The organism is Peribacillus sp. TH14 (assembly GCF_016651145.1).
In the GTDB taxonomy this organism is placed as follows: domain Bacteria; phylum Bacillota; class Bacilli; order Bacillales; family DSM-1321; genus Peribacillus; species Peribacillus butanolivorans.
On record NZ_JAEKEK010000001.1, the window covers coordinates 200,298 to 225,402 of the forward strand.

Genomic DNA, 25,105 nt, shown 5'->3' on the forward strand with positions numbered 1-25,105 from the left:
TATTATAACATAACACGTACCTTTCACGAGTATCTAAATGTAGGAAAAGGAAAAGCATCATTCAATTGAATGATGCCTCCCTTCGCTATTTTTCAAAATAATTATCCTAATATTTCGCGAAGTTTTTGAGTTAGTTCAGCTCTTTCAATTTCAAGAACCTCACCAGTTTTACGGATTTTCACTTCGACAATTCCCTCTGAAGCCTTTTTACCGACTGTTACACGGACAGGAAGTCCAATTAAGTCTGAATCAGCAAATTTAACACCGGCACGTTCTTGACGATCATCCATCAGAACTTCCAAGCCTTGTGTTTTAAAATCATTATACAATTCTTCTGAAAGTGCAGACTGCGCTTCATCCTTCATATTAATTGGAATCAAATGAACTTGGTATGGCGCTAAGTTCACTGGCCAAACCAATCCTTTTTCATCGTTGAATTGCTCGGCTACAGCTGCAAGTGTGCGAGATACACCAATTCCGTAACAACCCATGATCATCGGCTGTGATCGTCCATTTTCATCAAGGAAGGTCGCGTTCATCGCTTCGGAATATTTTGTCCCAAGCTTGAATACGTGACCAACCTCAATACCTTTAGCAAATTGAATTTTTCCGTTTCCATCCGGTGATGGGTCACCCTCTTGAATAAAACGAAGATCCAAATAGTTGGCTACATTAAAATCACGGTCTGGATTTACATTCACATAATGGTAGTCTTCATCATTTGCACCACAGATTCCATTGACCATTACTTCGATAGCAACATCCGCAATCACTTCTACGTCAGAAGTGACATTGATTGGTCCTAGAGAACCAATTGCACAGCCTAAAACCTCTTTCGTCTCGATTGGATCTGCCATTTCTACGACTGATGCGTTATAGAAATTCTTCAACTTAATATCATTGACTTCATGATCACCGCGCACCAATACGAGCACATATTTTTCATCCACTTTAAACAACAACGATTTAATCAACTTCGTAGCATCCGTTTTTAAGAATGTTGCTACTTCCTCGATTGATTTTTGCCCAGGTGTATGAATTTTTTCAAGTGCACCCTGTGCTTCTGAACTTTTTTCATAGTTCACACTTACTGGTGCCATTTCAATATTAGCTGCATAATCAGACGTATCTGAATAGGCAATTGTATCTTCCCCTATTTCAGATAGGACCATGAATTCATGTGTATCTTTTCCACCCATAGCTCCTGAATCGGCAATGACCGCACGGAAATCAAGACCGCAGCGGCTAAATACATTTGCATACGCCGCATATAATTTTTTATAAACAGCATCAAGGCTTTCTTGATTAGCATGGAAAGAATAAGCATCTTTCATGATAAATTCACGTCCACGCAACAATCCAAAGCGCGGCCTCTTTTCGTCACGGAATTTCGTTTGAATTTGGTATACTGTTAAAGGAAGACGCTTGTAAGACTTCACTTCATCACGAACTAGGCTTGTAATCACTTCTTCATGTGTGGCACCAAGCGCAAATTCACGGTTGTTGCGGTCCTTCAAACGCATCAACTCTGGACCATATGTATACCAGCGTCCAGATTCCTGCCAGAATTCCGCTTGTTGTAAAGCAGGCATTAATAGCTCAACTGCACCAGCATTATCCATCTCTTCCCGAACAATGGCTTCAACCTTTTGAAGCACCTTTTTCCCAAGCGGCATGAAACTATATACCCCACTGGAATTTTGTCTCATAAATCCTGCACGTAATAAAAGCTGATGACTTTTAATTTCTGCATCTGCAGGTACTTCTCTCAATGTAGGGATTAACGTCATACTTTGTTTCATATCTGCACCTCTTCAATAATTCCTTTAAATTAAACTGCCGCCACGGATAATTACATACCGTAGCTTTTATACGGTCATATAATACAAAAAAAGACTTTCTGAGATATTCAGAAAAGCTGATTTAATATACTCATTCTCGATTATACTTACGATTTACTTAGAAAACAAACTATTTCCCCAAAACGTTTAAAAAACTTAAGAAAATGGTGATTTCCATTCCCATGATTAGAAACAGCCAACAGATAATTCTGCTGGCCTGTTATACCTTATTCGAACATGTTTTATAAGAAGAATCGCTGGATGTCATTCCAAGTAACGACAATCATTAACAACATCAGCAATGCAAACCCGATAAAGTGAACCATTCCTTCTTTTTGGCGGTCAATTGGTTTTCCTCTTAAGAATTCTACCACGAAGAATAGCAGTCTTCCTCCATCCAACGCTGGTAATGGAAGAAGGTTCATAATTCCTAGGTTAATGCTGAGCAGTCCTGCCCATTTCATCAACGTGAATATACCTTGTTTTGCAACTTCTTCTGTGGATTTATAGATTCCTACAGGGCCTGATAGACTGTCGATCGTAAAGCCGCCCGTTACAAGGTCACCAAGAATAATAAAGATCTGTTTTGTCCAAAAATATGTTTCGGTAAAACCGTATTGTATTGCTTTAATCGGTGCTTTTTCAACTGGAGGGTAGACACCGATAATTCCAATTTTCTTGCCATCTCTCTTCACTTCTTGAGGAACAACGGGTACTTCTAATGTTTTCCCGTCCCTATCAACGACAAACTCTATTTCTTGTCCAGGGTTTTTTTGTATGCTTTCCTGAACATCTCCCCAAGATGAGACTTCTGCTCCCTCAATCGATTGAATAACATCCCCAGATTTTAACCCGGCATTTATAGCCGAACCATCCGCAGTCAGTTCACCGAGTTTTGCTTCATCCACAACAACCCCTTGAAACAAACCAATCAACACAAAAATGACAAACGCCAAAACAAAGTTCATCGCTGGCCCAGCTACAATCGTAAGGAAGCGGTGTCCAAGCGACTTTGAGGCAAATTGTCGGTCATAAGGTGCAATCTGATTTTCCACACCATTTTCAACGATTACCGCTTCTTTATGAATGGTAAAGGTTTTTAACGTATCTTCCTCTCCCTCTTCATAACCTGTAAGAATCAGTTTGTGATCAAGGTCGATCACTTCTACTTCAACAAGCCGGATATCAGGATATTTATCTTTATTGTTCAAAATGATTTTTGTAACATACTCTTCATTATCAAAAATTAATCCTACGCGATAACCCGGCTTCAGCTCAATATTTTCAGCATCTTCGCCAGCCATACGCACATACCCACCTAGAGGAAGCAGGCGAATCGTATAAACGGTTTCCTTCTTTTTATACGTGAATACTTTTGGTCCGAAACCGATTGCGAACTCACGGCATAAAATTCCGGCACGCTTTGCAAACACTAAGTGTCCAAGCTCATGGAAAAATACAAGAGCACCGAATATGATAATGAACGCTATAATCGTTTCTAAAGTCTGCATGTTCCGGTCACCTATCTTTCACTAAAGATTCTATATACTGCCTTGTCATTAAATCTACTTCCTGAATGGTTTCTAAATCCGGAAGTGTTATGACAGAATGCTGATTCAGCGCTTTTTCAATCAAAGTCTCAATTTCCAGGAATGATACCTTTCCAGATAAAAATGCAGCTACTGCTGCTTCATTGGCTGCATTCAAAACCGTTGTCATTGTTCCGCCCATTTTACCTGCTTCATAGGCAAATTGCAAACAAGGATATCTGGTGAAATCCATATCGCTAAAATGAAGTTTCCCTGCATCAGCCAAGTTCAGACGTTTACGCCCCACGAATGTCAGACGGTCTGGATAAGTAAGTGCATATTGAATCGGTACGCGCATATCGGGTGTGCCCAGTTGGGCAATCACGCTGGAATCATGAAATTCAACCATGGAATGGATGATACTCTCCTTATGTAGCAATACATCAATTTTATCGTAAGGAAGATCGAATAGCCAGTGGGCTTCAATGACTTCCAACCCCTTATTCATCATCGAAGCGGAGTCTACCGTAATTTTAGCACCCATTGACCAGTTCGGATGGTTTAGGGCCTCTTCCACCGTTACACCTTTCAATTCTTCTCGGGTACGATCCCGGAAGCTTCCGCCTGATGCAGTAATGACTAGACGTTCGATATTCTTTTCCTTTTCACCCTGTAACGCCTGGAAAATCGCTGAGTGCTCACTATCAACAGGGAGTAATCTAACTCCAGCTTTTTTAGCTTCATTTATGACCAAATGACCTGCAGTCACCAGTGTCTCCTTATTGGCGATTGCAATATCCTTTTTAGCCTTTATTGCCTGTAAAGTTGGATAGAGTCCTACGCTTCCGATGACGGCATTGACTAATATTGTAGCTTGATCATAAACAGCAACAGCGGTCAGTCCTTCATCTCCGTACATGAACTCGATATCTTTTTTGCTGAAGAATTCACTTTTTAAAACATGATAATCCTCTTTAGTCTGTACTGAAACAAGTTTCGGTTCAAACTCTTGTATGTAAGTTCTGACCAATTCTATATTTTTCCCGGCTGAAAGCGCCACTATTTTGAATTGATCAGGATGAGCCCTCACTACATCCGCTGTTTGTTGGCCAATCGAACCTGTTGCACCCAAAAGGCTGATATATTTCAAATTGTTCATCTCCTAATTTATATAACACTTGCCTATGCCTTTATTTGTATTATAATACATGCAATAAATGCAAAATCGGTAAAATAAATATCAAACTATCAAGCCTGTCCAAAATTCCTCCATGACCTGGAAGAAGCTTCCCTGAATCCTTTACCCCATAATGACGTTTATAAGCCGATTGAACGAGATCTCCCAATTGGCCGAAAATCGCAATGATTAAAGAAATCAATAACAATTGTAATAATGTATAGTCGAGGGAAGAGAAAACATAAAATAGCACACCCACTATCAACGCGGAGAATATCCCTCCGAAAAATCCCTCCACCGTTTTATTTGGACTGATTTCAGGCCATAACTTTCTTTTACCTAGTGACTTACCGATAAAGTATGCTCCTGAATCGGTTGCCCAAATCGTAAATAATGCAAGCAATATATATATCAGACCCAGACCCAACGAATCACGTGTTTCAAATAGATAGTAGAATCCCATGCCTAGGTATAGGATCGTGATCACTAAAAAGCCTGCGTCATCAAAAGTAAAACGATTTTTTGAAACGACTGTATAAAGAAGTAGCAGTAAAACGCCCATTAAGAAAATTTGGACTTTATCGTAATTAATATTGGCTAAAAAAGCGGTATTTTCATTGGGTAGTAAAAGTACCCACAACAAGATATGTGAAAGAATCGCTTCAAAAGAGACCACACGCATATTTTTCATTTTCATCAGTTCATACAAACCAATGGACGCTAGCAGATATACCAGCAGTAAAAAGGGAATTCCCCCTAAAATAACTATTGGAATGAAGATAGCGGCAGCAACGACCGCCGTAATAATTCGCTGTTTCATTATTCCATTTTCCTCGCCTTCTACATTAAACGCCACCGAATCTTCGTGAACGCTTTTGATACTCCTCAACTGCCTGCAATAAATGCTCTTCACTAAAATCCGGCCATAATACATCTGTAAACCATAGCTCTGTATAAGCCGCCTGCCATAGCATGAAATTACTTAAACGGATTTCACCGCTTGTGCGAATTAGTAAATCTGGATCTGACAAATGCTTAGTCATTAAGTAACTTGTCAGTATTTCCTCCGAAACATTTTCCTTTATTATACCATTCTTAACATCATGAACGATGCTATTCACTGCGGTTACGATTTCTCCGCGGCTTCCGTAGTTTAGAGCAAAGTTTAAAATCATCCCATCATTATTCTTAGTATCTTCCATTGCCCGTTTAACGGCGTTTTGAGTATGTGACGGGATGAGAGACAAGTCGCCAATCGTCTCTACTCTTACATTTTCAGAAATAAGCTCAGGTAAAAAGGTCCCGAGAAATTCCTGAGGAAGCTTCATTAAAAAGTCGACTTCACTTTTCGGACGTTTCCAATTTTCAGTGGAGAACGCATAGACGGTTAATGTTTTTACTCCTAATTTATTGGCTACTTTCGTAATTTTACGAACGGTTTTCATTCCTTCATGATGACCGGCCACGCGTGGCAGTGCACGCTTTTTGGCCCAACGGCCGTTTCCATCCATAATAATGGCAATATGTTGAGGAACATCAAACTTCTTAATATGCTGAATCCTATTTGTTACATCGGAAGAAGCATCTTTTTTAACGAAACGCTTCCATAGTGAATACATATGTTAGTCCCCCATTAGGTTGTACTTATCTCTCTACAAAGTTAAAAATATTCGCGCTCTATGTATATCAAGCTTTCTGCGAAAAAGAACAGAATCTTTATTATAATATCAAAAAAAAACTTGTTCTCATATTATTATGAAAAAAATTCTTAATTAGAAGTCAGAAGGGGAGAAATTATCACTTCTTTTTTCTAAAAAAACAGTTTATCATTTGCAATGAAAAATACAAAAAAGGACCACCTCCAACGTTTGCATGCAGACTTACTAACTCAAGGCGTAATCATTATCGGAGAAACCTTATTATAACAGTTTTCTCTTTTTAGCACACCTATATGTTAGAACTAAGACATGACCAGTATGGATTCGGCCCTCTTTATTTTATATTTTAAGAAGAGATTATACTTCCAAAATTTCTTTTTCTTTATCTTTCGTAATCTCATCGATTTTCGTGATATTGCCATCAGTCATCTTTTGGATGTCATCAGCATAGCCGCGTAAATCATCTTCAGTGATTTCACCATTTTTTTCAAGTTTTTTCAAATCGTCATTACCATCGCGACGAACATTACGGACTGCTATTTTCGCTTCTTCCGCTTCTTTCTTGACAACCTTCACAAGCTCTTTTCTACGTTCTTCAGTTAACGCAGGAATGGCAATACGGATGATTGATCCATCATTGGAAGGATTTAAACCTAAGTCAGATTTCAAAATCGCTTTTTCAATCTCACCTAAGACGGTTTTGTCATAAGGCTGAATCACTAAAAGTCTAGCTTCCGGTACAGAAATACCAGCAAGCTGATTAATCGGGGTTGGAGAACCATAATAATCAATAGATATTCTATCTAGCAACGAGGCATTCGCCCTGCCGGCACGGATGCTGGCTAATTCACGTGTGTAAGCTCCAATGGCTTTTTCCATTTTCGTTTTCGCATTTGAAATAACTTGTTTCGGCATCTTTTATTTCCCCCTTACAATTGTTCCAAGCGTTTCGCCTAAAACGGCTCGTTTAATATTACCTTTTTCCATAATCGAGAAGACAATCAATGGTATATCATTGTCCATGCAAAGTGAGGACGCAGTCGAATCCATTACTTCTAATCCCTCTTTAATCACATCAAGATAAGAAAGTTCATCATACTTCACAGCATTTTTGTCTTTAACAGGGTCAGCATTATAAACGCCATCCACATTATTCTTCGCCATCAAGATAACGTCAGCTTCAATTTCAGCTGCACGCAAGGCCGCAGTAGTATCCGTTGAAAAATAAGGATTACCTGTACCAGCTGCAAAAATTACAACTCTCTTTTTCTCAAGATGTCTGATCGCACGGCGTCTAATGTATGGTTCTGCCACTTGTCTCATCTCAATGGAAGTTTGAACGCGTGTTTCAATTCCAAGTTGATCAAGGCTATCTTGTAAAGCCAATGAATTCATGACTGTAGCCAACATACCCATATAATCGGCATTAGCACGATCCATGCCCATTTCACTTCCGATTTTCCCGCGCCAAATGTTTCCGCCACCGACAACTACAGCAACTTCTACATCAAGTTCAGCTACTTCTTTAACTTGTTCAGCAATTGATTTAATTACTGCAGGGTTAATTCCAAATCCTTCGTCACCGGCTAATGCTTCGCCACTGAGTTTTAGTACAACACGTTTATATTTAGCGTTACTCATGAAAACCTCCAACTATGTAATCTTTTCGTTCGTTCATCCTGTTATTCTTGCTACCAAAAGTTCATGACATTTCAAAAAATAGGGAACACTATAGTGTTCCCTATTCAATCATTTTCTTGCAATTAGTCTTTTTTAACTTGGTTCATTACTTCTTCAGCAAAGTTTTCTTGACGTTTTTCAAGACCTTCGCCTACTTCATAACGAACGAATGATTGGATTTTTCCACCTTTTGATTCTACGAATTGTCCAACTTTTTGATCTGGATTTTTAACGAAAGCTTGTTCGTTCACACAGATTTCTTCGTAGAATTTGTTGATACGTCCTTCAACCATTTTCGCAACGATTTTTTCTGGTTTACCTTCATTAAGAGCTTGTTGTGTAAGAACTTCACGTTCGCGGTCTAGTTCGCTTGCATCCACTTGGTCACGTGAAATATATTTCGGGTTAATAGCAGCGATATGCATTGAAACGCCTTTAGCTGCCTCTGCATCAGTTGTACCCTCAAGAACAGAAAGCACACTGATACGTCCACCCATGTGAAGGTATGCGCCAAATGCGTCATTATCTGTTTTTGTAACAACTTGGAAACGACGTAGAGTTAATTTTTCACCAATTTTAGCAACTGCTGCATTGATATGATCTGCAACTTTTGCTCCATTTTCCATTGTTTGCTCAAGAGCAATTTCAACGCTTTCAGGTTTGTTAGCAAGAAGGAATGCAGCCAATTCTTTAACAAGAGCTTGGAAGCCTTCGTTTTTAGCAACGAAATCTGTTTCTGAGTTCACTTCAAGGATAACTGCTTGGTTTCCTTCAACAACGATAGAAGTTAAACCTTCAGCAGCGATACGGTCTCCTTTATTAGCAGCTTTCGCAATTCCTTTTTCACGTAGGAAATCGATTGCTTTTTCCATATCACCTTCAGTTTGTACTAGCGCCTTTTTACAGTCCATCATGCCGGCACCAGTTTTTTCACGCAATTCTTTAACTAATTGTGCAGTGATTGCCATAATATTTATCCTCCTCAAATTAAATGCAGTTTATTCAGTCTTTACCCATTTCGCCAGATAATACCTGTTTTTATCAATAAAAACAACAAATTATAGCAAAATTCTCAAAAAACCATCAACCGGTCAGTCTTATGGACAAAACCCTGATGTCATATTATCTTCATTCCCTGAAAATCAACCGTAACGTTTTTAAAAAATTCGCCCGGGATTTATGTATGCTTATTTAGTGCAAAAAAAAGGGATAAAAGGCATTATCCTCTTATCACCTTTTTTTCTTACTAATTAAGCAACCTTTTTTGCCTATTAAGCAGTTGTTGTTTCAGTTGCTGTTTCTTCGCCTTGTTTAGCTTCTAAGATAGCATCTGCCATTTTACCTGTTAATAATTTAACAGCACGGATTGCATCGTCATTCGCAGGAATAACTACATCGATTTCATCCGGATCACAGTTTGTATCAACGATACCAACAAGTGGAATGTGTAATTTGTGTGCTTCCGCAACAGCAATACGCTCTTTGCGAGGGTCGATAACGAAGATCGCATCTGGAAGAGTCTTCATATCTTTAATACCGCCTAAGAATTTCTCTAAGCGATCCCATTCTTTTTTAAGTTGGATAACTTCTTTTTTAGGAAGTACTTCGAAAGTTCCGTTTGCTTCCATTTTTTCGATATCTTTAAGACGAGTAATACGTTTTTGGATTGTTTCAAAGTTTGTTAAAGTTCCACCTAACCAACGTTGGTTTACATAGTACATACCAGAACGGATAGCTTCTTCTTTAACAGATTCTTGAGCTTGTTTTTTAGTACCAACGAAAAGAACAGTTCCACCGTTAGCAGCTAGTTCTTTAACGAAGTTATAAGCTTCCTCAACCTTTTTAACTGTTTTTTGAAGGTCGATGATGTAGATGCCGTTACGCTCAGTGAAGATATATTTCTTCATTTTCGGGTTCCAGCGACGTGTTTGGTGTCCGAAATGCACACCAGCTTCAAGCAATTGTTTCATAGAAATGACTGACATTTTAGTTCCTCCTAAATGGTTTTGTTTTTCCTCCGCACCGATCATTTTCATACAGAAACTGTCTAAACAGCACCATCTGTTAGAATCACGGGGCGTGTGTATTAACACCATTTCATAATATATCATAATGATACGACACAATCAAGCACAAATTATCTATTCATGCGAAACTTTAATAAAAGTTCAATTTCTGTTTTGCCGCGATTTAATTTTTTTGCGATTTTTTCTATAGAATGGCCTTGATCCGCTAAATATTCTACTTGTTCATTTAATGATAATTCATTTAATCCAACCTGTAACATGCCTGAAAATTCTTTTTCATACTCCTGGTTGGACAGAGAAGGGGCTTCTGAAGAAAGGCCCAATCTATCTTCCGATTTTAAGGGAAATCTATGCTCCTCATTATCTTCTGGCTGTTTTTTATAGGCTTCGGTAGCTTGCTTTTTTGTTCCCATATGCCGCCCTTCTTTGTAATCGAGCAACATTTTTTTCTCTCGCTTGATTTCGTTATCTCTCGTGGAATTCTTCACTACCGCACGTTCTTGTTCTTCATGCTCACGCTTGGGTTTTAATGCAACTGAATTCGTAAAAGTCTTTACCAACGTCTCGTTATCTTCCTTCATTTCCATTAAATAACCAGACAAAAGTTCTTCCATCTCACTTATGATGGCTTTTTGGTCTTTTTCGAGCTTACATAAACGATTTTGACGGAGATATAAAACGACAACGGCGAAAATGGTGAGTATGTTTAAAAGAAACAGTAGAAACATAAAAATTACTAACATGGTGCCTCCTCTTAACCCGAATAGTCAATCCTGATTCCTTTATACGGATGAGAATCTTTTTTCACTGTTGTTGTTTTTTTCTTATTTTCTTTCTGCCTATCTTTTTTAAGAAACTGCCATTTATCGGCATTCCCTTCTTTTTCATAAAAATGAGCGGGAAGCTTTTGTTCTTCACTTACTACAGTCTTTTGTTTCCGTTCTTGATTCTCTCGAACTTGATGGGCAGCATGATCTTGTTGGATTAAATTTTTTTGTTGATTTTGCTCTTGGATTTTCCCTGCATCTTGGGTTCTTGAAAGAGCAATTTGCATCTCGATCGCGTTAAAACTCATGACAACCCACCCCTTTCTATAAAAACGGCATTTACAGTACTCTTTCTGACCTTAACTCAAAATACTGAACAAGGAACTAGCAAGTATTATCGTCATCGTAACCAATTAAGTTGGATGGATGGACCTGAACTGGGCAGTGGATTTTTTTGTTGGCGATTTGAAGAGTATTGCTGGTTTACTCTACAATTGGGATGCAAAACACAACTCAAACTACACTTTCAGGCACCAATATAGAATACTATGTAATTTATATACCTTGTACAGGGTCTATTTTCGAACACATGACGATTTAATCTGGGTGATATTATTTATTATGCACTTAGGGAAGAAATCCTCAACCGTTTCCAGATTCCATCTCTCGGATAGAAAATGGAAAGGAACTCTTTAACAGCATGATATGAAACCCAGCCTCCATGCCCCTTTACCCTCTCTATATTACTGCTTAATTCTTTTTATCCTGCATCGCGTTTCTTAGTTTATATATCGTCTTAGAATGGATCTGAGAAATCCGCGAAGTAGATAGGCTCATTACTTGTCCAATTTCGGTTAAAGTAAGCTCTTCTTTATAAAAAAGTTGTAAAACCAACTGTTCCTTTTCATTAAGTGTTTCTATAACTTTGGCTAATTCCACATACAGTTCTTCCCTTAACAGATGTTCCTCAGGTAGATTTGCTTTTTCATCTTTAATATGAAAGTTTGTGCCTTCTTTATCATCTTGCTCTTGAGGATTCTCATCCATTGATAAAACGTTGGCAAAGAAATTCTCATTTAATGCAGCATATACATCATCTTCCGGAATATTTAATTCAGATGCAATTTCATTTGGCGAGAGATTCCTCATGTATTTCTGCTCTAATTTTTCGATCGCAGACTCAATTTTCTTGGCTTTATCTCTAGCACTTCGCGGGAGCCAATCTTCTTTCCTTAATCCATCTAGTATCGCGCCACGAATTCGAAATGAAGCATATGTGTCAAATTTCAGATCACGTTTTGGATCAAATCGTTCTAGGGCATTGAATAACCCCATCATCCCCAAACTCCTTATATCATCACGGCTCACATTTTTAGGCAGGCTCACTGAAATGCGTTGGACATGATAAGATACAAGTGGGATATATTTCTTAACCAAAATGTCCCCGGCTTGTTGATCTCTGCAGTCAATCCAATTTTCCCAGCATAACTGTTCCTCTCCGATATTCAGATTAGACATAGGACTTCCTCCTAACATTGTATACATTTTGTAATCAAAACTGCCCTCGAAGGCTCTAGATGCAACAATATTTTGATTGCAAGTGTTCCTGTCATTTCAAGTTGCACTTTTTTCTGACAAGTCGTAATCCCTTATTATATGTTTTTTGTCCCTTTATTCACGGTCCGGATATTTAACATACAATCTTTCGAATTAAATTCTATTGTTCTACCGCTATTCCCACCCACATCTTCAGCAACAACATGGATGTGCAAGTCTGCTAATTCTTTCCGGACGGCTTCCACATTTCTGGGCCCTATTCTCATGAAATCCCCTCCAGAGGCAAATTGAAACATTTGTGCCCCACCAGCCATCTTTGCTTTTAAAAAAATCAATCTTGCCCCTTCTTTTACTAAGCGCTGCACTAATTCCTTTACCGCCGTATCTGCAAATTTGGCAACGTTAATATGTCCCGATTTAGCGAGTGAAGAGTCAGGCAACATGACGTGAGCCAAACCGGCAATCTTTTTTTTTTCATCATAAATCACAACTCCAACACATGATCCTAGACCAGAAGTACGGATCGAATAGGGAGGTTTTACAATATTCATATCTGCTATGCCGACTTTTACAACCTTGACCTGTAATAATTCAGTCATTTGTTGTCACTCCTAAAGAGGAGAAAATGATATCAAAAGATTCAGGATCGGGTAACAGAAAGAAATGTCCGTCTATAGATTCCGCAAATAGCTGATCCTTTTCAAGTACAGTATCTATGACAATGGCCGTGTCACTTACTTGTGACAATTCCAATAATCCATAACTGATTGTTGCTCCTACCATGTCAATACTCAATGACGGAACAGATGGATATAAATTCAATTGGGTGAAATCTGATAGAGAAGTTAGATAGGATCCCGACAATATATTCCCTAATTCCTGAAGGCAAGAAAGCGCCAAATCAGTATATGGAGTGGAATCTATTGAAAAGGTTTCATCTCCTGTCATCTGTTGAATGAAGTATTCAGCCACAGGTAGAGAAAGGATGAAAAACATGCTACCGGAAGCATCGCCTACTATTCGCAAGAAAATGCTAGCAACAACTTGTTCAGCCCCACCAGCCATTTCCAACATTTCATCAAAGGAAACCACTCGGACATTAGGAACATTCATATCAATTTTCCTATTAAGAATTGCCGAAAGTGCAGTGGCTGCGTGCCCTGCGCCAATATTGCCAATTTCCTTCAAGATATCGAGCTGAAGGGGATTAATTTTCTCAATAAACGACATATGATTATCCTTCTATTCTCATATTTTCATTTACTTCAAGACTTAAAGCCTTTTCCAAATTAATTAACACGAGCAGTCGTTTTTCAATTTTAGCCACGCCGCTAATGTATTCTGACGCCGAATGACCAACAACTTCCGGCTGCGGTTCGATACTATCAACTGGAATATCCAATACATCATTGGCAGAGTCTACTATTAACCCCACTTCCATATCATCTAAAATGACCACGATAATCCTTGTAGAGTCGTTGTATTCTAACTCTTCAAGACCAAAACGGACCCGTAAATCAATAATTGGGGTAATTACACCCCTTAGATTTATGACTCCCTTAACAAGCTGAACAGCCTTAGGAACTCTTGTTATATGCAAAAGTTTTTCAATTCCACTAACTTTATCTACTGGAATGGCATATTCTTTATCTTTAATTTGAAATACAATTACTTTCATATCTTGAACGAGATTTGTAGTCGACATCTATTCTCCTCCTCTTAAATTTATGATGATAGCAGAGAGTAGCCTTCACGATGCCTGAATGCGAACAACCACTTAAATCAGAACTCTTCCGCCCATTGCATAACCACGGTTAAACCCTGCTGACCGTCGTTTCCTCTCTATTTCTCTATCGGTCAATGAATCAATGTGTTGCAATCAATGATCAAAGCAACTTGACCATCACCTAATATCGTTGCCCCAGATATCGCAAAAGCAGATGTTAAATAATTACCAAGAGATTTCAAGACGATTTCGAGTTGTCCAATAAATGAATCCACAACTAATCCTGCCAATTTATCACCTTTTCTGACAATAACCACAGAGAGAAATTCCTCTTCTTCCTGATGCACAGGCACTTCAAAAATTTCCTTCAGGAACAGGAGCGGTAGAACTTTCCCCCTGAAGTCAATAACTTGTTGATTATGAGCATTCATGATATCTTCTTTTTTTATAATCGCAGTCTCTATAATAGAAGAAAGTGGAATAGCATATTTTTCCTTTTGGATTTCAACCAGCATTACAGAAATTATCGATAATGTAAGGGGAAGTTGAATAAGGAATATAGATCCTTCGTTCTCTTTTGAATCGATCGTTACAGACCCACCCAATGACTCGATCGTATTTTTAACCACATCCAGCCCTACACCACGTCCTGATACATCTGAAATGGTTTCAGCTGTTGAGAACCCTGAAGCAAAAATTAATTCATAGATTTGCTTATCTGTTAAAGTAGCAGCAGCTTCCTTTGTCAAAATTCCATTGGAAAAGGCCTTGTTTAAGACAAGATCTTTATTTATTCCCGCTCCATCATCGTCAATTTCAATGAAAACATGGTTGCCGCTGTGATACGCTTTTAAAAGGATTTTCCCTTCTTCATTCTTCCCTTTCGCTAGACGTTCTTCAGGTGTTTCAATTCCATGATCCATTGCATTTCTTAATAAATGGACGAGTGGATCACCAATTTCATCTATAACTGTACGATCAAGTTCTGTTTCAGCTCCGATGATTTCCAAATCTACTTTCTTATTCAAATCCCTTGCTAATTGACGAACCATTTTAGGGAAACGATTGAATACAGTTTCTACAGGAACCATCCGCATATTCAACACAATTGTTTGCAAATCGCTGGTTATCCGGGACATTCTTTCAACTGTTTCATGCAGTTCCTGGTTATCCAAATCGCTTGAAATTTGATCGAGTCTACCTCTATCAATTACAAGTTCCTCAAATAAATTCATTAATATATCAAGCCGCTCGATATTTACCCGAATAGTCTTACTTGAGGCCGGCTTAACAGGTGCCTGCTTCTTAGTCTTCTTAGTCTCCTTATTCTCACTTAAAAGCAAGGCGTTCCTTTCTTGGGCCTGGTTATCCACTGCAGCTTTTTTTTCCTCCTTAGCATTGGCAGTGTGTCGTAGATCGTCAAGATTAAGAGCATTTATATCAACTTTTTCCACTTCAGAAATCTTCATGACTTTTTTATGAAGCTCTTCACTCGATTCTTTTGTTACCACCGTAACTGTAAACTTCCGATCAAACTGTTCTTCTTCCAAAAGTTCAACTGGTGGATTGGACTTGATTACTTCACCTGATTTTTCAAGCACCTCATATACCATAAATACCCTCGCTGCTTTTAAAAGACAGTCTTCACGCAAATCTATCGAAATTTCATAACTGTCGAATCCTTGTTCTTTGGACTGCTGCAGGACTGTCAATTCAAATTCATCGTACTCACCACTTGTCACTTCTTCCTTTTCATGAACAGTAGATGCAGCTGCAGTCTCTGCGATAGAAGAGAAAACAGGCGACTCCCCTTTTTCAATCAATTGCAGCTGACGAACAACATTCTTCACATCTCTTTTTCCATCGCCACCTTCAGCAATAGACATGACAATTGCTTCTAAATCATCAACGGCTAAAAATATCACATCAAACAATTCAGGGGTAAGAATAATTTGACTGTTTCGAATCCCATCCAACACATTTTCCATTTTGTGGGTCAAGTTCGCTAAATCCTCATACCCCATGGTGGCCGACATCCCTTTTAAAGTATGAGCGGAACGAAAGATTTCGTTAACAATTGAAAGGTCTTCCGGGTTTTTCTCAAGTACCAACAGCTGTTCACTGCACGTTTGAAGATGTTCTTTACTTTCTTCAATAAATACCTCTAGATACTGATTCATATCCATGCAATCTCCACCTCCACTTGTTAACAATAGCTAATTATTGCGTTAGCTATTGTTTCTACATCCTCTATGCTATCTATCAAATTGGTAGCAATCGCCGCTTTCGGCATTCCAAATACGATTGATGTCTTCTGTGACTCTGCAATCGCTTTTAAAGGACCCGATTGATTCAACTTAATCATCCCACTTGAACCATCCATCCCCATCCCGGTCATGATGACAGCTATTTTCGCAAAATCAGTAATTTCACTTACTGATTCAAACAGCACATCTACTGAAGGGCGGTGTCCGCTACGCAGTTCGGATTGATCCAAAAGTACTGCAATGCTCATCCCCACTTTTCTCACTTTCAGGTGAAGACCTCCAGGGGCAATATAAGCAACTCCTTTTTGGATCAGTTCCCCATCCTCTGCTTCCTTCACTTGAATCCTACATAATGAATTTAGACGGTCAGCCAAGGATTTTGTAAAACCAGAGGGCATATGCTGGACAACAAGAATAGGTGCATCAATTGTTTCTGGGAGTCCCGTCAATACTGTCTGAAGAGCCCTTGGTCCTCCAGTCGATGTACCAATGACTATAATTTTTTTATTCCAATTGGACCATTTATTTTTATTTTTTTCATTTTCTAATATTTCTCTTGTATCTTTTTTACTATATTTTCCCCAAAACGATGGATTTCCCTCAATATTTATTGCATTTTTTTGTAGTTTGTGAACATTCTCACGGCTGGCTGCCATAACTTTTTCAAACCCGTTCTTTCTTAATTTTGTACAAATCCAGTGAAATGGCACCTAAAGGTTTAGCCACAAAGTCAAAGGCTCTACTGTACATAGAAGCAAAGGTATTTTCCATTCCTTCTTTCATCGTGCTTGAAAACATGATTTCAGCAGTTGGACATTCATCCATAATCCGATTTAATGCTTCTCTTCCATTCATAACCTGCATCTCTACATCTAAGGTGTCGAACTTTCTCAAATACGCAGAATCATCCACAATCAGCACTTTAACTTTATCCATGTAAGGAGACCTACTTTCCAAGAAGATATCTCTTCATATTGCTAAGGAAGTTGCTTTTTTGTAAAGTCAATTCTCCACCAAATGAATGGCTTGTATATCTCGATGCAATATCCATAAGAGCTTTAGATACATTAGCTTCAGAATCAAAAAGGATAAAGGGTATTTGTCTTGAAACAGCTTTGGAAACAGTTCTATCGTCCGGCAGGTAACCAAGTGCTACACTTTCCAGCCCCAAAAATTTCTTAAGTGCATTTTGAAGCCGCATAATCGTTTCTTTGCCTTCCTTATTTGTGAAAACTCTATTACAAACCAGAAAATATGGAATTTCTTTTTTGACGGAATGTATGTATTTCATTGTAGAGTAGGCATCCATTACGGAAGTCGGTTCAGGCGTCGTAATAACGATTAACTCATCAACACATAACAGAAATTTTGCCGAGTCCTGAGTTATACCTGCCCCCATATCAAACAAAATATAATCATAATCCGTCAACAGCAAACTAAATTCTTCATTAAACCGCATAAACTTGTTTTCATCGAGGGAAAAGAGGCTTGTCAGCCCTGTTCCACCCGTAATGATTGAAATACTCTCTGGGCCTGTCGTCATAATATCTATCAAGCTACGACCACTTTCAAAGAAATCAACGATACTGTAAGATGAATGTTCACCAATCAAAATATCTATATTTCCCATCCCGAAATCCATATCGAACAACAGGACCTTATTTCCTCGTTTAGATAAAGCGAGGGAAAAGTTCAAAGAAAAGTTAGATTTTCCGACGCCACCTTTACCACTTAAAATGGCAAGAGTTTTAGCCACTGATTGATTTTGGTGGGTTTCCAGTCTTCTTCGTAAGTTCTCAGCTTGATCTTTCATATTTTTTAGCCCCAAAAGCCATTTTCAATAGCTGTAATGATGTAGCTTTTTTAATATCATCTGGTACATTCTGTCCATTTGTAATATAAGCGGCTCCTAGTTTATGAGCGTGTATAAAATTAAATATAGCCCCGAAAGTAGATGTCTCGTCAGCTTTAGTAAAAATGACCTGTTTAATTGGTATGCTAGCAAACTGCCGATAAATATCTTCCATATCCTTTTGCTTCGAAGTCAATGACAAAACTAAATATGTTTCCATCTCATCTGTAAAATCAATAATTTCACTAAGGTCTTTAACATACTGTGGATTGCGAAAATTCCTTCCAGCAGTATCTATAAATACATAGTCATAATGAGAAAAACGTTCCGTTGCTTTTTTAAAATCTTCCAAATTATACGCTACTTCAATCGGAACATTTAAAATCTTTGCATACGTTTTAAGCTGATCTATTGCTGCAATCCTGTATGTATCTGTCGTAATGAAAGCCACTTTTTTACCATACCTAAGCATGGTCTCTGCTGCTACTTTAGCGAGGGTGGTTGTCTTACCAACTCCTGTTGGTCCAACAATATTAATATATTTTTTTTGCAGACCGGGTTTCCCGTTTTGAACCTTCTCCAATATTTCAAATAAGGCTTCTTCTAACCAACCTTGTACTTCTTCGTCAGTGGATTGTTGTTTGAGAGCAAACCATTTTTCAAGTAATTCATCCATGATTTGCGAGCGAAGCTGTACATCCACTTCCTGCTCTGTGAGATAATCATTGATTTTCTGCAGTTTTCCCGGATAGTGTCTATCAGATGTGATTTGTATACTTTTAATCATATCCTTTAAACCTTCTAATTCTTTTAATAGATCCGTACTTTCATTGTTACCTTCCTGTGTAATAGTGCTATTACTCGATATTTCTTGTTTCACAGGCAACTTCTTCGTTTTTTGTTTAGTTACCATTTGGTTGGGCTGTGAAACTGGATCGATGGCTGCAATGACTTCGATATTCCGTTTTTTAAATAATCCTAGGAAACCACCAATATAGACAGCTTTTGAACTTAAAATAATCGCATCACTGCCTAATTCTTCTCTTATTCGCTTCATAGCTTCGGCCATTGATGGTGCCCTATATTTCTTTACTTTCAATCGATATTCACCACCCCTACACTTTGTACTTCTACATTCGATTCGAGTTCATTGTATGAAAGAATCGGTACATTAGGAAAATAACGTTCTGTTAACTGCCGGGTATACATCCGTACTGCTGGAGAACAAAGTAGGATTGGTTGATGTTCCATTAACGTCAGCTCATCCAATTTGGCCGCAATTGCCTCCAATATGGACTGAGATATATTTGGATCTAGTGATAAAAAGTTTCCATGTTCAGTTTGTTGCACTCCATCTGCAATGGTTTTTTCTACTTTTCCCGATAACGTGATGACTTTTATTCGATTTTCTTCTACGATAAAGGAATTAGTAATCTGCCTGGCTAAATTCTGTCGTACATATTCAGTAAGCAAATCTGTATCCGTCGACAACTTACCATAATCAGCAAGTGTTTCGAAAATGATTGATAAGTTCCTTATAGAAACTTTTTCCTTTAACAATTTTGCCAATACCTTTTGTACATCACCTATCGACAAGGGATTCGGGGTGACCTCTTCTACAAGAATTGGTGATGATTCACCAAGATAATCGATCAATTGTTTCGTTTCCTGCCTGCCCAAAAGCTCATGAGCATTCGCTTTTATGACTTCCGTTAAATGTGTGGATACAACACTTGGAGGATCTACAACTGTATAGCCCATCATCTCTGCATGCTCTTTCATATCATCCCTAATCCATTTAGCTGGTAGACCAAATGATGGTTCTATCGTATCGATTCCTTCTATTGATTCATCTTCTATTCCTGGACTCATTGCCAAAAAGTGATTCAGAAGCAATTCCCCTTTTGCAATTTCATTTCCCTTAATTTTTAGCCGATACTCATTAGGGTTCAACTGGATATTATCTCGTATTCTGACGACTGGAATGACAAGTCCCATTTCAATTGCCAGTTGTCGGCGGATCATGACGACACGGTCTAGTAAGTCTCCCCCTTGATTGGCATCAGCAAGGGGAATTAGTCCATATCCAAACTCGAATTCGATTGGATCGACACTCAAAAGGTTAACGACACTTTCTGGACTTTTCATTTCATCTGTTTCCAACACTTCTTCCATTTCTTGTATTTCACTTTCATTCGGCTGTGGTATCCTAGAAATCGTATACCCTCCTATGACTAATAACGCTGCAATTGGAAACGTAAATATATCTGAAATTGGCGTGAATAAACCTAGCAAAAAAATTGTTGCTGCAGTCAAGTAAAGCATCTTTGGAAATTGAAATAACTGTTCAACAATATCTGATCCAAGATTACCATTCGAGGCTGCCCGGGTTACGACTATTCCTGTTGCTGTTGAAATCAATAAGGCAGGCACTTGACTGACAATTCCATCTCCAACTGATAACATGGAAAAATGAACAGCAGATTCTCCAAAACTCATATCCAATTGCATGACACCAATAATCATTCCAAAAATCAAATTGATGATGACAATGATAATACCGGCGATGGCGTCTCCTTTAACAAACTTACTCGCTCCGTCCATGGATCCATAAAAGTCAGCTTCATTGCTGATTTTTTCTCGTCTGGTACGTGCGTCATTTTCTGAGATCATCCCAGCATTCAAATCTGCATCAATGGCCATCTGTTTCCCAGGCATCGCATCTAGCGTAAATCTTGCTGCCACTTCTGACACCCGTTCAGAACCTTTCGTGATGACGATGAAATTGATGATAACCAAAATGATAAATACAACTAAACCTACAAGCACGTTCCCTCCGACTACAAACGAGCCAAAGGTTTCGACTACACCGCCAGCATCACCATATGTCAAAATGGCACGTGTCGTCGACACATTCAACCCCAGCCTGAATAATGTCAGTAAAAGGAGCAAGGAAGGAAATATTGAAAATTCCAAAGGCTCTTTCATATTCATCGTAGTCAATAGAACCAACAGCGCAAGAGATATATTTAAAAGAAGTAAAATACTTAACAACCATGTTGGTAATGGAATGACCAACATGGCAACAATCATGATGACGCTCGATATGACAACTAAATCTCTTGCTCGCATGTTCTTCTCTCCTAACTAGCGGGTCACATTTTACTTCCTTACAGCTTACCTTTCGTTTTATAAACAAAGGCGAGTATTTCAGCGACTGCCTTAAAAAATTCCTCAGGAATCGCCTGGCCTATTTGCGCTTGATCATATAAGGACCTTGCCAAAGGACGGTTTTCTACCATGATCACATCGTTTTCTTTAGCAATATATTTAATTTTCTGAGCTACAAAATCAACGCCTTTTGCCACTACAAACGGAGCCTCCGCCTTATTTTCATCATATTTTAAAGCAATCGCAAAATGCGTCGGGTTTGTGATGACGACATCAGCATTTGGCACTTCCTGCATCATTCTCTGCGCTGCCATCTGCCTTTGCTTTTGCTTAATCTTTGATTTAATTAACGGGTCACCTTCGGAATTTTTATATTCATCCTTAATATCCTGTTTGGACATCCGGATGTTTTTTTCAAAGTCATATTTTTGATACAAATAGTCTAATAGAGCAATGAACAATAAAGCCACGGCAGCATAATACCCTACCTTTATCGTAATATCTGCCAATGTTGCCATTGCTTCTTCCACAGAAATCTGGGATAAAATCATAATCTCGTCCATACGCTGCCAAAGTACATAAAAGGCAACTAAACCTACAAATGATATTTTAAGAATGGATTTCAATAATTCAACAATGGCCCTCAAGGAAAAAATACGTTTGAACCCTTTAATAGGATCCAATTTTTCAAGTTTAAACTGAATTGACTCAGTAGAAAACATAAACCCAATTTGCATCACATTAGCCAAAACTCCTGCAATCACCGCTGCTGCAAAAACAGGACCGAGGATAAGTCCCATCTCCTTCAAAACCTCTATCATAGTAATTTGTATATTTTCCTCACTGAATCCTGCAATCGTAAAGTGTTGCAGATATTCTTTCATGAGACCGAGAAGATGATTGTACATATAAGGTCCCATCATCAATAGCACCGAAAACACAGCAATTAAATTCACAGAGGTATTTACATCCTGACTTTTAGCTACCTGTCCTTTTTTCTTCGAATCCTGACGTTTTTTTGGAGTCGCCTTTTCCGTCTTTTCACCAGCGAAAAACTGTAAATCCAGCTGAATCCACCCCATGTTATACTCCTCCGATCAGCTGCATTAACTGACGCATCGTCACAAGTAAGAAATTAAAAAGTTGGGTAACAACCGTCATCATCATTCCCATGACTATCACTATAACCGCTAAACCTGCTATAATTTTCACTGGAATTCCGACAACAAATACATTTAATTGGGGAACTGTCCTTGCCAGAATTCCAAGCGTGACATCCACTAAAAAAATGCTGCCCACTACTGGAATTGACATTTGAAACGCAATCATGAATGTCTTACTAAATGCTTTGGCCAAGTACTCTATTAATGCCTGGTCCCCAAAGGGCACAAATAATTGATCAATCGGGATGAACTGATAGCTATAAAAAATTCCATCCAAAAGCAAATGATGACCGTTTGTACTTAAAAGAAATAATAAGGCAATCGTATATAGATATTGTCCCATTAATGGACTTTGAGCCCCTGTTTGCGGATCGATGACATTGGCGATTGAAAAACCCATTTGAAAGTCAATTAACCCACCTGCAACTTGAACCGCTGATAAAATCATATAGGCAGCAAACCCGATGAAAAGCCCTACAAATGCTTCCTTTATGATTAATAAATAAAATGTGACATCCAAAGCTAGAACCGGCGCTTCAATGGTATAGTACATAATCCAAGCAAGGAAAATCCCAAGTCCGATTCGATGCTGTATCGGTATAGATCGATACGAAAAAATCGGCATTGCCACGAAAAAGGTTGTAACCCTGACCACTATTAATAAAAATGCAGGAAAGTACGGAAATATATCCTCCATTCTCTACCCTACAAATCGATTCAAGTTACCGAATATTTCATTTGCGTATGATAATAGATGACTTAGCATCCATGGAGCGAGTAAAATAAGTGCCAATAAGACAGCCACAATTTTTGGAACGAAGGCCAAGGTCTGTTCCTGAATCTGTGTGGTCGCCTGAAAGATACTTACTAATAGTCCTACAACAAGAGCTATCAACATCAAGGGGCCAGCTATGATCAATACCATATAAATTCCTTTTTCTGCTACATCAATAACAAACTCTGCGCTCATTTTTTCTCACCTGCTTAAAAACTCTGTAATAAAGACTTCACTACTAAATACCAACCATCAACAAGAATGAAGAGGAGGATTTTAAACGGCAAGGAAATCATGACTGGTGGTAACATCATCATCCCCATCGACATCAGGACACTTGCAACGACCATATCAATAACCAGAAATGGAATGAAAATCATAAAACCTATTTGGAAGGCTGTTTTGATTTCACTAATTGCAAAAGCTGGTACAAATGCGGTCAAGGGAATATCCTGTATCGTTTCCGGCTTATCGACCTTGGCATATTCTAGAAATAAGGCCAAGTCCTTCTGCCTTGTATGGGCACTCATAAATTCCTTAAAAGGAATCGCAGTCTGCTCATACGCCTCTTCTAAATCTATTTCTTCATTAAATAGAGGAGTTAATGCTTTTTCGTTCACTTCCTGAAAAGTCGGTGCCATTACAAAAAATGTCATAAAAAGAGCTAGACCAACCAGGACTTGATTCGGCGGCATCTGTTGTGTAGCAAGCGACGTTCTCACAAAACTGAGGACAATAATGATTCTTGTAAAGCATGTCATTAAAATCAAAATGCTTGGAGCAAGCGATAAAACAGTCATCAGGAGAACAAGTTTGACGGAAGTAGAGACATTAGTGGGATCGCTGTTATTAAAAAACTCCATGAACTCATTCATTGTCTCTTCCTTTCCTTTCAAGCTCATTTAACAGATTCTTCCTACTATCAGACATTTGATCGAGCTGATTTTTGAACTCTGAGGAAAAACTATTAGTTTCGATTTCTCTTTTTTTCAGCCACTTATTTTTCAATTTCGTGGCAAATTCTCCTGGCTGAATCATTTGATCCATTTTTTCGTTGTAATCTTTCATTAACTGCTCATATTCCTCGGGATTATCTATTTCTTTCAAGAGCTGTATGTTTTCACCAACTCCGACTACTAATATTCTACCGCCCACTTTAACAAGCTGAACCGATCGATTTGCTCCAAGGCTTGTGCCGCCTAAATTCTCTACTGAATTTGCTTTTTGATACGATTTACTTTTTTTATTTATGAACTTTAATATGATATATAAAAGCCCCACCACAAAAATGGTCGCAAAGATCATCCTTAGAAACTCCCAAATAGTTATCCCCACTTGTTCGGGATTTGAAGCTTGTTTGGTAGTTTGGGAGTCTTTTGATTTATCCGTTTTCAAATCATCTGGCTGTTCATAAACATCCTTAACTGTTTTATCAAGATCTTCCGCACTCGCCTGAATGGCCCCTGAGAAGAAAACTGCTATCACAAGTGAGACCTGAAGCCATTTTTTAATAAAAAACAATATGAAGACACCCTCTTACTTCATTAACTTAATGCTTTATTTATGGCTTCCAATACCCTGTCTGCCTGAAATGGTTTCACGATAAAGTCTTTTGCCCCTGCCTGGATTGCATCAATAACCATTGCTTGTTGCCCCATTGCAGAACACATTATGACCTTCGCTTGCGGATTTACCTTTTTAATTTCTTTTAATGCTGTGATTCCATCCATTTCAGGCATAGTAATATCCATCGTTACAAGATCCGGATGCGTTTCTCTATATTTCTCTACTGCCTGAGCACCATCTGCTGCTTCTCCAACAATTTCAAAACCATTTTTAGAAAGGATATCTTTTATCATCATTCTCATAAATGCTGCATCGTCAACAATTAAAATTTTATTTGCCATTTTTTTGT

Annotated in this window: 25 protein-coding genes and 1 pseudogene; all 26 read right to left on the bottom strand. The window is 38.4% G+C overall.

The window, feature by feature from the left end; genetic code table 11:
* Positions 1-101: 101 nt before the first annotated feature.
* Positions 102-1,802, bottom strand: a complete 1,701-nt coding sequence (locus JFU50_RS01080; RefSeq protein ID WP_201181403.1) for a proline--tRNA ligase — start codon at positions 1,800-1,802, stop codon at positions 102-104.
* 281 nt (positions 1,803-2,083) lie between these two features.
* Entirely contained in the window at positions 2,084-3,352 is a 1,269-nt protein-coding gene (gene rseP / locus JFU50_RS01085; RefSeq protein ID WP_201181405.1) for an RIP metalloprotease RseP, read from the bottom strand.
* Positions 3,353-3,359: 7 nt separating this feature from the next.
* Positions 3,360-4,520 (bottom strand): 1-deoxy-D-xylulose-5-phosphate reductoisomerase, encoded by a 1,161-nt coding sequence (gene dxr / locus JFU50_RS01090; protein WP_201221382.1) that lies wholly within the window; start codon positions 4,518-4,520, stop codon positions 3,360-3,362.
* A 49-nt stretch (positions 4,521-4,569) separates the two neighbouring features.
* Entirely contained in the window at positions 4,570-5,367 is a 798-nt protein-coding gene (locus tag JFU50_RS01095) for a phosphatidate cytidylyltransferase (RefSeq protein ID WP_056527103.1), read from the bottom strand.
* Positions 5,368-5,392: 25 nt separating this feature from the next.
* Positions 5,393-6,166 carry an isoprenyl transferase gene (locus tag JFU50_RS01100; protein WP_056526832.1) on the bottom strand — a complete coding sequence of 258 codons (774 nt, stop codon included), beginning with the start codon at positions 6,164-6,166 and terminating at the stop codon, positions 5,393-5,395.
* A gap of 396 nt (positions 6,167-6,562) precedes the next feature.
* Positions 6,563-7,120 carry a ribosome recycling factor gene (gene frr, locus JFU50_RS01105; RefSeq protein WP_201181410.1) on the bottom strand — a complete coding sequence of 186 codons (558 nt, stop codon included), beginning with the start codon at positions 7,118-7,120 and terminating at the stop codon, positions 6,563-6,565.
* Positions 7,121-7,123: 3 nt separating this feature from the next.
* The gene (pyrH, locus tag JFU50_RS01110; protein WP_053345351.1) at positions 7,124-7,846 is read right to left on the bottom strand and encodes a UMP kinase; all 723 of its coding nucleotides are present in this window, start codon (positions 7,844-7,846) and stop codon (positions 7,124-7,126) included.
* 122 nt (positions 7,847-7,968) lie between these two features.
* Complete coding sequence (tsf, locus tag JFU50_RS01115) at positions 7,969-8,853, bottom strand: translation elongation factor Ts (RefSeq protein WP_056526827.1); 885 nt, start codon at positions 8,851-8,853, stop codon at positions 7,969-7,971.
* 303 nt (positions 8,854-9,156) lie between these two features.
* Positions 9,157-9,870 carry a 30S ribosomal protein S2 gene (gene rpsB, locus JFU50_RS01120; RefSeq protein ID WP_056526825.1) on the bottom strand — a complete coding sequence of 238 codons (714 nt, stop codon included), beginning with the start codon at positions 9,868-9,870 and terminating at the stop codon, positions 9,157-9,159.
* Positions 9,871-10,022: 152 nt separating this feature from the next.
* Complete coding sequence (locus JFU50_RS01125; RefSeq protein ID WP_201221384.1) at positions 10,023-10,526, bottom strand: hypothetical protein; 504 nt, start codon at positions 10,524-10,526, stop codon at positions 10,023-10,025.
* 140 nt (positions 10,527-10,666) lie between these two features.
* Positions 10,667-10,987 carry a hypothetical protein gene (locus JFU50_RS01130; protein WP_201181413.1) on the bottom strand — a complete coding sequence of 107 codons (321 nt, stop codon included), beginning with the start codon at positions 10,985-10,987 and terminating at the stop codon, positions 10,667-10,669.
* Positions 10,988-11,429: 442 nt separating this feature from the next.
* The gene (locus JFU50_RS01135; RefSeq protein ID WP_201221387.1) at positions 11,430-12,197 is read right to left on the bottom strand and encodes a FliA/WhiG family RNA polymerase sigma factor; all 768 of its coding nucleotides are present in this window, start codon (positions 12,195-12,197) and stop codon (positions 11,430-11,432) included.
* A 134-nt stretch (positions 12,198-12,331) separates the two neighbouring features.
* Entirely contained in the window at positions 12,332-12,835 is a 504-nt protein-coding gene (locus tag JFU50_RS01140; protein ID WP_201221389.1) for a chemotaxis protein CheD, read from the bottom strand.
* Positions 12,828-13,466 carry a chemotaxis protein CheC gene (locus JFU50_RS01145; protein ID WP_201221391.1) on the bottom strand — a complete coding sequence of 213 codons (639 nt, stop codon included), beginning with the start codon at positions 13,464-13,466 and terminating at the stop codon, positions 12,828-12,830. The genes JFU50_RS01140 and JFU50_RS01145 overlap by 8 nt, the downstream gene beginning before the upstream one ends.
* Positions 13,467-13,470: 4 nt before the next feature.
* Positions 13,471-13,941 (bottom strand): chemotaxis protein CheW, encoded by a 471-nt coding sequence (locus JFU50_RS01150; protein WP_201181416.1) that lies wholly within the window; start codon positions 13,939-13,941, stop codon positions 13,471-13,473.
* Between the two features lie 152 nt (positions 13,942-14,093).
* Entirely contained in the window at positions 14,094-16,148 is a 2,055-nt protein-coding gene (locus JFU50_RS01155; RefSeq protein ID WP_201221393.1) for a chemotaxis protein CheA, read from the bottom strand.
* Positions 16,149-16,168: 20 nt separating this feature from the next.
* Positions 16,169-17,165, bottom strand: a pseudogene (cheB, locus tag JFU50_RS01160) (chemotaxis-specific protein-glutamate methyltransferase CheB).
* A gap of 10 nt (positions 17,166-17,175) precedes the next feature.
* Positions 17,176-18,042 carry a MinD/ParA family protein gene (locus JFU50_RS01165; protein WP_201221395.1) on the bottom strand — a complete coding sequence of 289 codons (867 nt, stop codon included), beginning with the start codon at positions 18,040-18,042 and terminating at the stop codon, positions 17,176-17,178.
* Positions 18,026-19,180, bottom strand: a complete 1,155-nt coding sequence (gene flhF / locus JFU50_RS01170) for a flagellar biosynthesis protein FlhF (RefSeq protein ID WP_201221397.1) — start codon at positions 19,178-19,180, stop codon at positions 18,026-18,028. Before flhF ends, JFU50_RS01165 begins: the two co-directional genes overlap by 17 nt.
* Complete coding sequence (flhA, locus tag JFU50_RS01175) at positions 19,177-21,213, bottom strand: flagellar biosynthesis protein FlhA (RefSeq protein WP_201221400.1); 2,037 nt, start codon at positions 21,211-21,213, stop codon at positions 19,177-19,179. Before flhA ends, flhF begins: the two co-directional genes overlap by 4 nt.
* A 38-nt stretch (positions 21,214-21,251) precedes the next feature.
* Complete coding sequence (flhB, locus tag JFU50_RS01180; RefSeq protein WP_201221401.1) at positions 21,252-22,334, bottom strand: flagellar biosynthesis protein FlhB; 1,083 nt, start codon at positions 22,332-22,334, stop codon at positions 21,252-21,254.
* Position 22,335: 1 nt separating this feature from the next.
* Positions 22,336-23,112 (bottom strand): flagellar biosynthetic protein FliR, encoded by a 777-nt coding sequence (gene fliR, locus JFU50_RS01185; protein WP_057213627.1) that lies wholly within the window; start codon positions 23,110-23,112, stop codon positions 22,336-22,338.
* Positions 23,113-23,115: 3 nt separating this feature from the next.
* The gene (gene fliQ / locus JFU50_RS01190) at positions 23,116-23,385 is read right to left on the bottom strand and encodes a flagellar biosynthesis protein FliQ (RefSeq protein WP_056526792.1); all 270 of its coding nucleotides are present in this window, start codon (positions 23,383-23,385) and stop codon (positions 23,116-23,118) included.
* 14 nt (positions 23,386-23,399) lie between these two features.
* Positions 23,400-24,065, bottom strand: a complete 666-nt coding sequence (gene fliP, locus JFU50_RS01195; protein WP_053348014.1) for a flagellar type III secretion system pore protein FliP — start codon at positions 24,063-24,065, stop codon at positions 23,400-23,402.
* A complete protein-coding gene (locus tag JFU50_RS01200) occupies positions 24,058-24,711 on the bottom strand; it encodes a flagellar biosynthetic protein FliO (RefSeq protein WP_201221403.1) in 654 nt (217 codons plus the stop codon). Before JFU50_RS01200 ends, fliP begins: the two co-directional genes overlap by 8 nt.
* Positions 24,712-24,734: 23 nt before the next feature.
* Positions 24,735-25,097 (bottom strand): response regulator, encoded by a 363-nt coding sequence (locus JFU50_RS01205; RefSeq protein WP_053345335.1) that lies wholly within the window; start codon positions 25,095-25,097, stop codon positions 24,735-24,737.
* Positions 25,098-25,105 lie beyond the last annotated feature (8 nt).